Origin of the sequence: Limimonas halophila (genome assembly GCF_900100655.1) — a bacterium.
In the GTDB taxonomy this organism is placed as follows: Bacteria; Pseudomonadota; Alphaproteobacteria; order Kiloniellales; family Rhodovibrionaceae; genus Limimonas; species Limimonas halophila.
In genome coordinates this window covers 148,515-161,538 of record NZ_FNCE01000007.1, presented here as the reverse complement: position 1 = coordinate 161,538, position 13,024 = coordinate 148,515, and the positions used below count along the sequence as shown (strand labels likewise).

Here is a 13,024-nt window from a genome sequence, read left to right as displayed (position 1 = left end):
CCCTCACCGCTGCCCTCCGCGCCCGTCGCTAAACATGAGGATGTTTAATCCCATCTGTCACTCGACACCGGCGTCACGCCGAAACGAACGGGTTTCTCAAAAACATGAGGATGTTTGATTCCGTCGGCACGAGGTTCTGCGCGGACAGCATCGGCCAACCGTTACGACGCCGCGACCCTAGAGCAGATCGCCGTAAAGCAGAATCACCCGCGTGATTCTGCTTGCTCGTGCGTGGACAGCCACACGGCTCCCGCGCCGCAGGCGCGGAATCTGCTCGCACAGGAAAGACAGGAACCTAGCGTGAGGTTTCCGGCCTTCTCGGCAGACACGATTTCACGCACGATGCTCTAGCCGGTGTGTTCGCCAAACACGCGCGTTCGATCCACGCCGCTGCCGTCCATCAAACGGCCACAAAGCGTCTCGACCGTGCCCGTGATACGGTAAATCCCGCCTCGTGACGAACGGACGGACCCCATGCGCCTGCCCGCGTTCCTGACCGCCGCCTTTGTGGCCGCCGCCCCCGCCCTCGCGGCCGATACCACGCGCACGCTGACCGTCTACCCCGACGACCTGGCGCGCATGAGCGTGGAGCGGCAGACGCGCCTGCCCGAGGGCGCGTCGTCGCTGCGCCTCAACGACCTCAGCCCCGGCATCGTGGCGGACAGCCTGACCCTGCGCGGCGAGGGTGTGCGCGTGCTGGAACAGCAGGTCTCCCCCTGGCCCATCACGCGCCAGCAGCTGTTGCAGGCGCATCTGGGCGAGACCGTCCACCTCATCCGCCCAAACCCGACGGGGCGCGGGCGCGAAACTGTCGAGGCCGAGCTGCTCGCCCTCGCCGACGGCCCGGTGCTCAGCGTGCAGGACCGCGTGCTCCACGACCCGCGCGGCGAGATCGTCTTCCCCGACCTGCCCAAGGACGCCGCCACGCTGCCGCGCGCCACCCTGCGGGTACAGGCCGACGGCGCGGGGGAACGCACGCTGACCACCAGCTACCTGACGAAGGGGCTGTCGTGGAAGGCCGCCCACAGCGCGCAGTGGGACCCGGCGGCGGGCACGCTGACGCTGCGCACGATGGCGGCCGTCGAGAGCCGGCTGAACACGGCCATCGAGGCGGATTCGCTCCAGCTCGTGGCGGGTGCGGTCGCGCAGGCCGAGCAGCCGCGACCCCAGCGCGAGCAGGCCACCACGATGCGCGCGATGTCGGCCGCCGACGCGGGCAAGCCGAGCAGCGCCGCCAATCTCAAGGTCTACGAGCTGGACCGCGGCCTCTCGCTGGACGCCGGCGGGCGCACACAGCTCGCGCTCATGACGCCGCAAACCGTGGATGTGCAGGCGCGCTACCGCGTCACCAACCTGGCCACGGCCGAGCCGCAGCCCGACACGGCCCAGGCGCCGGTCGACCTGCGCCTGCGCGTGGCGGACACGCGCGAAGCCGGGCTGGACCGCGCGCTGCCGGCGGGCGTCGTGCGCGTCAATGCCGGCGGCGTCTTCCGCGGCGAGCAGCGCGTCGCCGACACCCCGCTCGGCACCGAATTGACCCTGGACCTGGGCAACGCCTTCGACGTCACCGCGCGGGCGAAGCAGACCGGCTACCGCCGCATCGGCGAGGACGCCTACCAGCTGTCACGCCAAGTCACGCTGAGCAACGCGCGCGAGAAGCCCGTTACCGTGCGCGTCATCGGCCGCTTCCCGCGCGACTGGCGCATGCTGGAGGAAAGCCACCAGCACCTGCGCGAAACCGCCCAGCGGCCCGTCTGGGCCGTCGAGGTTCCGGCGGGCGGCGAATCGACCCTGCGCTACACCGTGCGCGTGAGCGAGCGTTAGAGCAGATCGCCGTAAAGCAGAATCACCGGCGTGATTCTGCTTGCTCGTGCGTGGACAGCCACACGGCTCGCGCGCCGCAGGCGCGCAAACTGCTCGCACTGGAAAAACATGAACCTATCCCACGGTTTCCGGTTTTCTCGGCCAACACGATTTCACGCACGATACCCTAAACCTCGACCGTCAGCCCGTCGCGGGCGATCTCCACACCCTGAACCGCGTCCAGGCGGGCGAGCATGGGCGCGCTCATGTGGGTGAGCATGACGCGCTGCGCCGTCAGCCCCGGCAGCTTGTCGCGCAGGGTCAGCCAATCGGTGTGGGCGGACTGGCGCTCGTCGTAGGCATAGCACTCCATGACGAAGAGCTCGGCGCGGTCCGCCACGGTGTAAAGCGTGTCCGTCCAGCAGGTGTCGGCGGAATAGGCGAAGGTGGTTTCGCCGTCGCTTACGCGCACCGCGTGCGTCGGCTCGATGCTGTGGACGACCGCGAAGGGCTCGACGCGGAAGCCGGCGACGTCCACCGCCGTGCCGGTGTGCATCTCCAACACGGTGAGCGGAAAGCGCCAGTCCTGCGGGCAGCCGCTGAAGAGCACCTGCATGGCCTCCATCACGCGGGGATAGAGGCCCGGCGGCCCGGCCAGCGTCAGCGGCCGGGTGCGCTCGCTTTCCACCTGCTCGTAGAGCAGCAGGAACGGCAGGCCGCCGAAGTGGTCGCCGTGCAGATGGGTGATGACGATCCCGTCGACGGCGTTGGTCGACAGCCCCGCCTGCCCAAGCGCCACCATGGCGGAGGCGCCGCAGTCCACGAGCAGCGTGGTGTCGCCGCTGGTGAGGTGAAAGCAGGTGGTGTGGCGGCCGCCGCTGCCGAAGGCGTCGCCGCTCCCCGCGATGGTACAGCGCATCTCCTCGTCCCCCCGGCTTGGCGACCCACCCTACCCCGCCGCCGCGCGGGGAACCAGTGACACCCATCACGGCTGCGTCGCGGGCGCGCCTCGTTTACAGTCCGCCGCCATGCACGAAGCCCACACGCCCGACGAACGCCTGCGCGCCGCGCTGGACACCCTGGCGGCGCGCGACCCCGATCTTGCGAACGCCTACGCGGCCTGCGGCCTGCCGGCCCACCGCCGCCAGGACCCGTCGTTCGCCGGCTTGGTCCGCATCATCGCCGCGCAGCAGCTGTCCAACAAAGCCGCGGCGTCCATCGTCGCCCGCTTGCAGGAGGCGGAAACGCCGCTGACGCCCGAGGGCGCGCGCGAGCTCTCGGACGAGGATGCGCGGCGCTTCGGCCTCAGCCGGCCCAAGCTGCGCTACATCCGGGGCATCGCCGAGGCCGTCGGCCGCGGCGAGCTGGATTTCGACCGCCTGGCCGACGCGGACGACGACGCCGTGCTGCGCCAGCTCACCGCCCTCAAGGGCGTGGGGCAGTGGACGGCCGAGATCTTCCTGCTCTTCGCGCTGGAGCGCCCCGACGTCTTCCCGGCGCAGGACCTGGCGCTCCAGGCCGCCGGCCAGCGGCTCAAGGGCCTCGACGCCCGGCCCGATGCCGGGACGCTGCGCGAGATCGCCGAGACCTGGCGCCCGCACCGCAGCGCCGCCGCCAAGTTCCTGTGGCACCTCTACCGCCACCCCGATGCCCCAGTGTGATTCCGGAGGCGAAATGACCGACCTCGACGGCCCGCGCGCGCAGCCGCAAAGCGGCGGCCCCGCCAAGCAGTTGGTGGTGCTGCTGCACGGCCTGGGCGCCGACGGCAATGACCTCATTCAGCTCACGCCCTATCTGGGCCAGGCCCTGCCGGACGCCGCCTTCGTCTCGCCGCACGCGCCGGAGGCGTGCGACATGGCGCCCTTCGGCAAGCAGTGGTTCTCGCTGCAGGACCAGTCCCCGCAAGCCATCGACGCCGGCGCCCGCCGCGCCGCGCCGACGCTGGACGCCTTCCTGGACGCGGAGCTGCGCGCGCACGGCCTCACGGCCGACAAGCTGGCGCTGGTGGGGTTTTCCCAGGGCGGCATGATGGCGCTGCACGTCGGCCTGCGGCGCGCGGACCCCGTGGCCTGTATCTGCGCCTTTTCGTCGCTGCTGCCGGGCGGCGACCACCTGGCGGACGAAATCCAGAGCCGCCCGCCCGTGCTGCTGGTCCACGGCGAGGCGGACGAAATCATCCCCGTCCAGGCCCTGGGCGCCACGGAAGCCGCGCTGACGGCCAATCGCGTGCCCGTCACCAGCGAGCGCCGGCCCGGCATGGGCCACGGCATCGACGAGCGCGGCATCCAGCTCGCCATCGAGACGCTGCGGGCGAACCTGCCGGGCGCGGCCGCGAGGTGAAGATCCGGTGACACCCCCGGCGGCCCGGGCCGCCGGGGGTTGCCGGCGGTTCCCTGTTGGCGTATCTCTTCAAATGTGCTGCCATGCAGCGGCACAGATCGGCATAGCGGGACCAGAACGGGGAGCGGAGCCGTGTCCGTTCCGGCCAATGCCTACCCGGCGCTTGTCTTGAACGCGGACTTCAGGCCGCTGAGCTACTTTCCGCTGTCCATTTGGCCGTGGCACGAGGTGGTCAAGGCGGTCTTCCTGGATCGGGTATCGATCGTCTGCGAATACGACCAGATGGTGCGATCACCCACCTTCGAAATGCGGCTGCCCAGCGTCATCTCGCTGAAGGAATATGTCCCGCTGAACCGCAAACCGGCCTTCACCCGCTTCAACGTCTTCCTTCGCGACGGTTTCCGCTGCCAATACTCCGGCGTTCGCCTGCCGGCCGAGGAACTCACCTTCGATCACGTGCTGCCACGGGCCCAGGGCGGGCGCACAAGCTGGGACAATGTCGTCACCGCCAGCGCCCGGATGAACTTGTTGAAAGGCAACCGCACCCCCGAAGCGGCCGAGATGCGGTTGCGGCGGCGACCACGGCAGCCGAGCGTCTTCGAACTTCAGCGCCAGGCACGCAAATTCCCGCCCAACTACCTGCACGAAAGCTGGCACGACTTCCTCTACTGGGACAGCGAACTGCAGAACTGACCGCCTCGCCGTCCCCACGACGCCTTTTGCGCCCCGCCGTTTTCCGGGGCTGAGAACGCGCTTTTCGGCAATTCAGCATCTTGATCGCCCGAGTTTCCGGGATTGGTGGCGTGTGCACTACGCGGTTCGGCGGATCGCGGCCCATGCGGCTGCCGCCACGAGCGCCAGGGACAGCAGCAGGTTCCAGCCCGCCATGGACACGCCGAGGAACACGAAGGCGGGTTCGTCACAGGGCACGACCTGCTCGCGCGCTTCCAGCACGGCGCGCAACTCCTCGGCGCTCATGTCCGGGTCGATCGTTGGGGCCGCGCAGCCCGGCAGGCCTTCCCACCAGCCTTGCTCCACGCCCACGTGAAAGCCGGCGATCCCGGCGCCGGTCAGGAACACGAGGGCGCAAATGACGAGCGCCGCGCGCCGCGGCCAGCCGGCCGGTGCGGCCAGCGCGCCGATCGCCGCCGCCGCGATGGCCGCGCCGTGGGGATAGCGCTGCCAGACGCAGAGCGTGCACGGCTCCAGCCCGAATCCGTACTGGCCGACGAAGGCGAAGATGAGCGCGGCGGCGCTGACGGCCGCCAGCCCGATGAGCGCCAGCCGGTCCTGCTCAGACGCCATAGCGCACTGCCACGAAGCCGGCGATCAGGAGCACCACGAGCGCCGTCCCCACGAGGTTCACGTTGCGCTCGATCACCCGGCGCACCGGCGGGCCCAGATAATAGATCAGCGCACTCACCGCGAAGAAGCGCAGCCCGCGGGAAACGGCCGAGCCCACGATGAAGGCCGCCGGGTTCAGCGTGAACACCCCGCTGGCGATGGTGAACACCTTGTAGGGGATGGGCGTCAGCCCGGCGGCGAAGACCACCCAGAAGCCCCACGCGCCGTACAGCGCGCGCAGCTCGGCGAAGCTGTCCATATAGCCGTAAAACGCCAGGATGGGCTCGCCCACGGCCTGGAAGAGGAACAGCCCGATGGCGTAGCCGGCCAGCCCGCCGACAACCGAGGCAAGGGTGCACACGAGCGCCAGCCACCAGGCGCGCGCCCGGTCCGCGAGCACCATGGGCACCAGCAGCACGTCCGGCGGGATGGGGAAGACGGAGCTTTCCAGAAAGGCGACGCCCGCCAGCCCGGCGGTGGCGTGGCGGTGCTCGGCGATGGCGAGCGTGCGGTCGTAAAGGCGCTGGAACATTCGCGGCGGATGCCCGCTCGGGACCCGACGAGGGTTGCGATGGGCCGTGGTGCGGGAGGTGGGACTCGAACCCACAAGGCCTTGCGGCCACGCGGTTTTGAGCCGCGCGCGTCTACCGGTTCCGCCACTCCCGCGCTCGCCCGGCCCGCTGTGTAGCACGCCGGCCCGGCGCACCCAAGACCGCAGGGGGCCGCTGCGCGCGCCAACATAAAGAAGGCCGGCCGCCCCGAAGGACGGCCGGCCCCATCCCGTCGCGGGATGTAGCGCGTCTTACTCGGCGGCCTGCATGGCCACGCCGGCCTGCTCGCCGGCGACCGGGTCCGTGGAAAGACCCTTCTTCAGGCCGTAGCAGAGGATCAGCAGCACGATGGAGAACGGAAGCCCCGTCGTGATCGCCGCCGTCTGCAGGGCCGAGAGACCGCCGCCGAGCAGCAGCACCGCGGCCACAACACCCTCGGTCACGGCCCAGAAGATGCGCTGGCCGGTCGGCGGCTCCTCGAGACCGCCGGCCGTGATGATGTCGATGACCAGCGAGCCGGAGTCCGAGGAGGTGACGAAGAAGGTGATGACCACGATGGTCGCCAGCAGCGAGGTGATCATCGACAGCGGGAAGGTCTCCAGGAAGGCGAACATGGCCCGGGAGACGCCCATCTCGTTGACCGCCTCCAGGATGCCGCCCTGGCCGAACATCTGCACGTACAGCGCAGCGTCGCCGAAGATGGTGAGCCACAGGAAGGTCACACCGGTCGGCACCAGCAGGACGCCGGCGATGAACTCGCGGATCGTGCGGCCCTTGGAGACGCGGGCGATGAACATGCCGACGAAGGGCGACCAGGAGATCCACCAGCCATAGTAGAACACTGTCCAGGAGTTCTGCCACTCACCGCGCGTGTAGGTCTCGTTCCACAGCGCCAGCGAGGGGAAGTGCTGGAGGTAGAAGCCGGTGTTCTCGAGCACCGCCTCCAGGATGAAGATGGTCGGGCCGAGGAAGAGCACGAACACCAGCAGCACCGCGGCGACCACCATGTTCATCGTGGACAGCCGCTTAATGCCGCCGTCCAGGCCGGCCACGACGGAGGCCGTGGCGAAGGCGGTGATGATCGCGATCAGGATCACCTGAACCGTGGTGTTGTTCGGAATGCCGAAGACGAAGTTCAGGCCCGAGTTCACCTGGCTGACGCCCAGGCCCAGCGAGGTCGCGACGCCGAACAGCGTGGCGATCGTCGCCAGGATGTCGATGGCGTGGCCCGCCGCGCCGTAAATCCGGTTGCCGATCAGCGGATAGAAGGCCGAGCGGATCGACAGCGGCATGTTGCGGTTATAGCCGAAGTAGGCCAGCCCCAGCGCGATGATGGCGTAGATCGCCCAGGGGTGGAGGCCCCAGTGCAGGAAGGTGATGCCCATGGCCTGCTCGGCGTTGGCCGCTTCGCTGCCACCGCTCCAGGGCTCCATTGGCGGACTGGAGAAGTGCCACAGCGGCTCGGCCACGGAGTAGAACAGCAGACCGATGCCCATGCCGGCGGAGAACAGCATGGAGAACCAGGCGAACATCCCGAACTCGGGCTTCTGGTCCTGACCGCCCAGACGGACCTTCCCGTAGCGGGAGAAGCCCATGTAGACGGCAAAGATCAGGACGACGTTCGCGGTGAGGATGTAGAACCACCCGAAGTAGTTCGAGATGAAGCCCTGGATGGCGCCGAAGACGTCCTGCGCGCCCTTGGCGGCCACGAGGCCCCAGATGATGAAGGCCAGGATACAGGCCGCCGCGATGAAGAAGGTCGGCGGGTTAACCTGGAACTGGGGGTGTTTCGTTCGGTAAACACCCCACTCCGACTGATTGTCGCTCATGTTTCTGCTCCCCTTGAGTCGCGCTTACCGCGGGGTGCCCACGCCGAAGGTGTCGCTGCCGCCCATCTCCTTGGCTTCCTGAACGAAGGCGCTGAAGCGCTCATCCAGGCGGTCCTGGTTGTCAGCCCACCACTCGTGATCGATGCGAAGCGCGTTTTGCAGGTTCTTCTCGGCCGTGGGCAGCTTCGGCCGCATGGAGTCCTTCACCAGACTCATGGCCGATTTGCGCGCCGGACCGTACGCGATCGCGTTGGCCTGTGCAGCCTGTCGATCGGGCTTGGACGCGAATTTCACGAAATCCATCGCCGCCTGCTTGTGCGGCGTGCCCTTCACGATCGTCCAGAGCTCGTAGTTGTAGGTCTGGCCGTCCCAGATGATCTCGAAGGGCTGATCGCGGTCGTCGATCGCGGCCTGCACGCGGGCGTTGTAGCCCGTCGTCATGCTGACCTGATTGCGTTCCAGCAGCAGCTGCGGATCTTCCGCGCCGTCCCACCAAGTGATCGACGGCGCGATCGAGCGCAGCTTGTCGAACGCGCGATCGAGCCCGTCCTCCGTGGAGAGGACTTCGTAGACCCGATCCGGCTCAACGCCGTCCGCCAGCAGCGCCAGCTCCAGGTTCCCGCGGGGGTTGTTCCGCATTCCGCGATCGCCCGGATACGTACGCGTGTCGAAGAAGTCCTCCACGCTATCCGGCGCATTGTCCGGGAAATCGCGCGTGTCGTAGGCGACCACGTTGGAGAAGACGTTCTGGCCGACCGCGCAGTCCGGCAGCATGCCCTCCAGGAAGTCCTCCTGCGGCGAGCTGCCGTCACGGCCCGCGGGAAGCTTGCCGTGGTCGATCTCCATCAGCAGGCCTTCCTCACAGCCGCGCACGGCGTTGGAGAGGCCCATGTCGACCACGTCCCACTTCACGTTGTTCGCCGTGACCTGATTGCGGATCTCCTCGAGCCCGCCGGTGTAGCGGTCGACCTGGATCGGCTGGTCCGTTCGGTTCCGATAGGGATTAACGTAGGCCTCCATCTGGCTTGCCGTGTAGACGCCGCCCCAGCTGACGATGTTCAGCACGTCCGGATGGGCGGCGGCGGACGTCCCGGCAAGCGCCATGGCGGCAGCGCAACAAACCCCCATCGTTCGCCGCTGCAATGCCCGCATTTGTTCTCCTCCCTGTGCAATCGCGGCCGGCGGCGGCCCGTTGCGGCCCCCGCCGAGCGGTTCGGGACACGCTCACCGCACACGCCCGGCCTGCATCCGATTGCCATCGCACAGCACCGGGCGACATGCGTGCCTGCCCCACAGGCTCGTGCATCCGGCCTCCCAGACTCGGTTTTCCCGCCCCTCCCCAGAAGCGGGAAACGATGCTGGCCGGGGGCGACCACTGGCGTGGACGTACATCACGCCGAGCGACGCAAAGCGCCGCGCCGCGCGCAAACGATATCCGCCAGGATTAACCCCCCGAGTGCCCCGAAGCGCGGAGACTGTATCGACAAAGGCGCGCGCTTTGCAAACAGCGAGGGCCAGTTAGAAACCACCGTCATGGCTGACACCGGCCTGTCACGCCGTCCCGCGCCGCGCCGGCCCGCCCACGAGACCACACGCCAGCGTTGGTTGAGGCGGCGCATGCGATCGCGCGACACGAGACGCATGCGCCGGGACCCGCGGCACACCGGGGCATGGCCCGGGCGCCCCGGCCCGAGCGCCGCCGCCCGCGCGGCATCGCGCATTCACGCAAACGTGAAAGGTGCATCCGCGGCCATCGCGTGGCGCGAGCGGACGCGCCCTCCCCACGCCGCCGACTGGTCTGCGCGCGAATCCAAGCGGTCCGCCTTCGCGCCGCCGCTGTGTTTGCCTCGGGCGGGGGATGCGCCAAGCTCTTTCCGGTGGGGGACGAGCGACCGGCCCCGACGCGGACGCCGGTTGACAGCCTCGCCCCGCCGCCGCACACGAGCGCGGGTTGGGCGCGGAGCCGCCGTGTCCGGCCCGCGCCGACCGGCCCCGAGCACGCGAGCCACCGCATGGCCCTGTTCCGCCACACCCAGGATCTCCCGGCCGAGGCGCGCGGCGGCGTCGTGGCGATCGGGAACTTCGACGGCGTGCACCGCGGCCACCGCGCCGTGCTGGCGGAAGCCCAGGCGCGCGCCCGCGAGCTGGGCACGCACGCGAGCGTCCTGACCTTCGAGCCGCACCCCTACCAGCTGTTCAAGCCGGACGCCCCGCCCTTCCGCCTGGCCACGCTGCGCACCAAGGTCCGCTTTCTGGAGGCGTGCGAGCTGGCGCACCTCTTCGTGCTGCCGTTCGACTGGGATCTCGCGGGCTACAGCCCCGAGGCCTTCGTCGCGGACATTCTCGTGCGCAACCTGAGCGCGCGCCACGTCGTCGTCGGCGAGGGCTTCCGCTTCGGCCGCAAGCGCGCCGGCGACGTCGAGCTGCTGCGCCGCGAGGGCGACGCGCACGGCTTCGGCGTGTCCGCCATGCCGCCCGTGAGCGACGCCGACGGCCGCGTCATCTCCTCCAGCCGCATCCGCGACGCCCTGCGCGCGGGCGAGGTGGCCGAGGCCACGGCGCTGCTCGGCCGCCCGTGGGAGATCGAGGGCCGCGTCCAGCACGGCGACAAGCGCGGGCGCACGATCGGCTTTCCCACCGCCAACATCGCGCTGGGCGAGATGCTGGAGCCCGCCCACGGCATCTACGCCGTGCGCGCCGGGATCGACGCCGGGCCGGAAACCGAATGGTGGGACGGCGCCGCCTACGTCGGCCGCCGCCCCACGGTCACCGAGGGCACGCCCGGCGTCTTGTTCGAAACGCACCTGCTGGACGTGAGCCCGGACCTCTACGGCCAGCACCTGCGCGTGCGGGTCCACGCCTTCGTCCGCGGCGACTGGGCGTTCGACGGCCTGGACGCGCTCAAACAGCAGATCGCGCGCGATTGCGAAAGCGCGCGGGCGGCGCTGCCGCCGCGTTGAGCGGTGTATGCTGTTCGGGAAACAACTTTCCAAGGCACCTATTTTCAGTTGACCCAAACACTTTTCGACTCATCCCGGCCGTGAAACGGCACCAGCCCGACTCAAAGGGACTTTAAGCCTCCTGCGCCATCACTGAAGAAGATTTAAATATATCATTATGTTTCCGTTACTATATTTATAGTAGTGTAACCCTCTTGACAAGCAGAAGCGAGATAATTATGCGTGAAATGGCAAAATAGCGATAACGCTGGGGGCGGTGATGCGAACTCAAGGCAACCAAACGAGCAGCACGGAAATTATGCGGAAATATCGTTATCTCGTGGAAAACAATTACATAAGAACAAGAAAAGAAGAAAAGAATTGGCAATATCCGTCAGTATATTATGAAGTTCCATCCAGGACCACGTATATATACGGTAATACAACAACAACGACCGAGTGAGTGAAGAAATGCCGAACTGGAAGGAAGTGCTCGACGAAATACGAGATTACAAAATACGCCATCAGAACGAAGCAGATGGCGCAATAAACACCGTGAGGAGAGAATATGTGCAGGAGCTTTCAGATTATACTGGGCGAAATATCATAGCATATTACTCAGGATTTTTGTCAATGCCAAGGATAAGCGGAACAGAAATACGTGACGAAGATAAAAATGGATTTATGATGGCCGTCCACAATTTGGACCGTGAAAGAGGCTTGGATCTAATATTACACACGCCAGGGGGCGACATTGCAGCCACCGAATCAATCGTTCATTACTTGAGGGCGATGTTCGGATTAAATATGCGGGTGATTGTTCCTCAAATTGCAATGTCCTCAGGAACAATGATAGCGTGCGCATGTGATCGCATTTATATGGGAAAACATTCTAATTTAGGACCAATAGACCCACAAATTAACGGTATTCCAGCTCAGGGTGTTTTGGAAGAATTTCGGCAGGCATACAACGAAATAACGGCTGATCCTCAGAAAGCTTATATATGGCAGCCAATATTAGACAAATATGCACCGACATTCCTGTCCCAGTGCGAAAATGCTGTAAATTGGGCCAAATCGTTCGCTTACGATGAACTGAGAAAAGGAATGTTTCGCAACACAAAAAATAAGGACGACAAAATTAATAAAATAATCGAAGAACTCACCGATTATAGGGGAAATATGGCGCACAATAAACACTTGCCCCCTGAGTCATGTGAAAAAATTGGACTTAAAATAAAAAGGATAGAAAATGACTCACGATTGCAAGATTTGGTACTTACAGTCCATCATTGCTATATGCATAGTATATCTAATACGGCAGCCATGAAAATGATAGAGAATCATAATGGTATCGGCGTGATGCGCCAACAAGTAGAGTCATCAGATAATTGATCCTTAACGGTGCCCCGGCGCCACGCGGCGGTAATTCAGCGCCTCCGCCAGGTGCACGCGGGAAACCGTTTCGGCCCCGGCAAGATCGGCGATCGTGCGCGCCACGCGCAGCACGCGGTGGTAGCCGCGCGCGGACAGGCGCAGGCGTTCGGCGGCATCCGCCAGCAGCTTGCGCCCGCTTTCGTCCGGCGCGGCCGAGTTTTCCAGCAGCGTGCCGTCGGCCTCGGCGTTGGTGCGCGGCGCGCCCTCGCCGTCCACGTCGGCGTAGCGGGCCGCCTGCACCTCGCGCGCGGCCTGAACGCGGGCGGCCACCTCGCGCGTGCCCTCGCGCGGCGGCGGCAGCGTCAATTCGGCGGCGGCGACGGCGGGGACCTCCACGGTGAGGTCGATGCGGTCGTACATCGGCCCGGAGATCTTGGCCTGATAGTCGGCGGCGCACTTGGGCGCGCGGGCGCAGGCCAGCTCTTCGTCGTCCAGGTAGCCGCACTTGCACGGGTTCATCGCCGCGACGAGCTGAAACCGCGCGGGATAGGTGACGTGGGCGTTCGCGCGTGCGATCGAGACCTCGCCGGTTTCCAGCGGCTGGCGCAGCGCCTCCAGCGCCTGGCGGTTGAATTCGGGCAGTTCGTCGAGGAAGAGCACACCCAGGTGCGCCAGCGACACCTCGCCCGGCCGCGCCTTCAAGCCGCCTGTGAATTTTCCCGGCTGATGCGACGGGACCGCGCCGTTCGGCGGTCGGCAGCGCCGTTTCGCACTCCGGTCCCTGCGACGATGAACATCGGTCGGCGCGATCGGCTTGCGCACGACACGGGTTCATGCGACC

General features: G+C 66.6%; 11 protein-coding genes, 1 tRNA gene and 1 pseudogene. 6 read left to right on the top strand and 7 right to left on the bottom strand.

Annotated features, from left to right (window positions below; all coding sequences use genetic code 11):
- The first annotated feature begins 474 nt into the window (after nucleotides 1-474).
- Nucleotides 475-1,824: a DUF4139 domain-containing protein gene (locus BLQ43_RS10485; protein WP_090020564.1), complete on the top strand. Its 1,350-nt coding sequence runs from the start codon at nucleotides 475-477 to the stop codon at nucleotides 1,822-1,824.
- 166 nt (nucleotides 1,825-1,990) lie between these two features.
- On the opposite strand, the gene BLQ43_RS10480 is transcribed toward BLQ43_RS10485, so the two are convergent.
- Entirely contained in the window at nucleotides 1,991-2,722 is a 732-nt protein-coding gene (locus BLQ43_RS10480) for an MBL fold metallo-hydrolase (RefSeq protein WP_090020562.1), read from the bottom strand.
- A 109-nt stretch (nucleotides 2,723-2,831) separates the two neighbouring features.
- Between BLQ43_RS10480 and BLQ43_RS10475 the strand changes: the two genes are divergently transcribed.
- The 3 genes from BLQ43_RS10475 (at nucleotide 2,832) to BLQ43_RS10465 (ending at nucleotide 4,836) form a co-directional block, all read left to right on the top strand.
- Entirely contained in the window at nucleotides 2,832-3,464 is a 633-nt protein-coding gene (locus BLQ43_RS10475; protein ID WP_176758637.1) for a DNA-3-methyladenine glycosylase family protein, read from the top strand.
- A gap of 13 nt (nucleotides 3,465-3,477) precedes the next feature.
- On the top strand, nucleotides 3,478-4,143 hold the full coding sequence (locus tag BLQ43_RS10470; RefSeq protein ID WP_090020558.1) for an alpha/beta hydrolase: 666 nt from the start codon (nucleotides 3,478-3,480) through the stop codon (nucleotides 4,141-4,143).
- Nucleotides 4,144-4,275: 132 nt separating this feature from the next.
- On the top strand, nucleotides 4,276-4,836 hold the full coding sequence (locus BLQ43_RS10465; protein WP_090020553.1) for an HNH endonuclease: 561 nt from the start codon (nucleotides 4,276-4,278) through the stop codon (nucleotides 4,834-4,836).
- 117 nt (nucleotides 4,837-4,953) lie between these two features.
- On the opposite strand, the gene BLQ43_RS10460 is transcribed toward BLQ43_RS10465, so the two are convergent.
- From BLQ43_RS10460 to BLQ43_RS10440, 5 genes are all read right to left on the bottom strand, one after another.
- Nucleotides 4,954-5,448, bottom strand: a complete 495-nt coding sequence (locus BLQ43_RS10460) for a disulfide bond formation protein B (protein WP_090020551.1) — start codon at nucleotides 5,446-5,448, stop codon at nucleotides 4,954-4,956.
- A complete protein-coding gene (locus BLQ43_RS10455) occupies nucleotides 5,438-6,019 on the bottom strand; it encodes a YqaA family protein (RefSeq protein WP_090020549.1) in 582 nt (193 codons plus the stop codon). Before BLQ43_RS10455 ends, BLQ43_RS10460 begins: the two co-directional genes overlap by 11 nt.
- Nucleotides 6,020-6,066: 47 nt before the next feature.
- Nucleotides 6,067-6,153: transfer RNA gene (locus BLQ43_RS10450), tRNA-Leu, on the bottom strand.
- Nucleotides 6,154-6,289: 136 nt separating this feature from the next.
- Complete coding sequence (locus BLQ43_RS10445; protein ID WP_090020547.1) at nucleotides 6,290-7,867, bottom strand: BCCT family transporter; 1,578 nt, start codon at nucleotides 7,865-7,867, stop codon at nucleotides 6,290-6,292.
- Between the two features lie 24 nt (nucleotides 7,868-7,891).
- Nucleotides 7,892-9,019 (bottom strand): ABC transporter substrate-binding protein, encoded by a 1,128-nt coding sequence (locus BLQ43_RS10440; RefSeq protein WP_218119178.1) that lies wholly within the window; start codon nucleotides 9,017-9,019, stop codon nucleotides 7,892-7,894.
- A gap of 860 nt (nucleotides 9,020-9,879) precedes the next feature.
- Between BLQ43_RS10440 and BLQ43_RS10435 the strand changes: the two genes are divergently transcribed.
- Together BLQ43_RS10435 and BLQ43_RS10430 are read left to right on the top strand one after the other, a co-directional pair.
- On the top strand, nucleotides 9,880-10,827 hold the full coding sequence (locus tag BLQ43_RS10435; RefSeq protein ID WP_090020542.1) for a bifunctional riboflavin kinase/FAD synthetase: 948 nt from the start codon (nucleotides 9,880-9,882) through the stop codon (nucleotides 10,825-10,827).
- Between the two features lie 450 nt (nucleotides 10,828-11,277).
- The gene (locus tag BLQ43_RS10430; RefSeq protein WP_090020538.1) at nucleotides 11,278-12,201 is read left to right on the top strand and encodes an SDH family Clp fold serine proteinase; all 924 of its coding nucleotides are present in this window, start codon (nucleotides 11,278-11,280) and stop codon (nucleotides 12,199-12,201) included.
- Nucleotides 12,202-12,204: 3 nt separating this feature from the next.
- On the opposite strand, the pseudogene BLQ43_RS10425 reads toward BLQ43_RS10430, so the two are convergent.
- Nucleotides 12,205-12,906 (bottom strand): annotated as a pseudogene (locus tag BLQ43_RS10425) (ATP-binding protein); the annotation flags it as partial.
- Nucleotides 12,907-13,024 lie beyond the last annotated feature (118 nt).